Here is a 675-nt window from a genome sequence, read left to right as displayed (position 1 = left end):
GATGACAGCACTTGTTGCTTTAAACTCAATACGCTCTTGACCTTTCGCTTTGTTAGATGTGAAGTCTTCTCCATCAACGTAACCAGACATTTCAAGGTATTTTTTTAGCTTTAAGAATGACGAATGCGATGTACTAATTCTGGTTTAAATAGTGTTCCTGCTTTAATTGCGTCTGCCATGTTTTTTAATCTCCTTTGTTAGTTAAGTTTCGAGCCATTTCTGCCCAGCTTGCTTCTTTTTTGTCAGAAATGGTTGGTTCATTTGATTTTAAAGGTGGCGTCGGTTGTTTTGGCGCCAAATAACTTGCTAGTCTTTCAGCATCAGCCTTGAATCCGTCCTCGTCATCACCTTGAAGTCTGTCTGCTAAGTCAAGTGGTAAGCCATATTCAGTTGCAATGCGTTGCTTAGCAGTTTGTAATCTAGTTTGAGTTAAGTCTCCATTTAACGATTCAACCTGAGAGCTTAACTCTGTTTCTCTAGTTTTTAGATCATTAATTGTATTTTGGTAAGTTGTTTCTTTAGCTTCAAAATCAGCTAGTTGTTTTTTCAAGTCTTCATAGTCTGCATATTTCTCACGCTCTCGTGATAATCGTGCTTTTATAACTGCATCTAATTCTTCTTGAGTTTCAATAATTTTAAAATCTGACATATAACGTCCTTTCTCCTGCTTTGCCC

1 protein-coding gene is annotated in these 675 nt (G+C 37.2%); it reads right to left on the bottom strand.

All coding sequences use genetic code 11. The features are described 5' to 3' along the window. Positions 1–184: 184 nt before the first annotated feature. The coding region (locus tag Q5762_RS36905; protein ID WP_315896686.1) for a DUF4355 domain-containing protein at positions 185–675 on the bottom strand (491 nt) is incomplete at its 5' end.

The sequence above is a fragment of the Streptomyces sp. P9(2023) genome, from assembly GCF_032436795.1.
In the GTDB taxonomy this organism is placed as follows: domain Bacteria; phylum Actinomycetota; class Actinomycetes; order Streptomycetales; family Streptomycetaceae; genus Streptomyces.
This window is presented reverse-complemented; position numbering and strand designations above follow the sequence as displayed.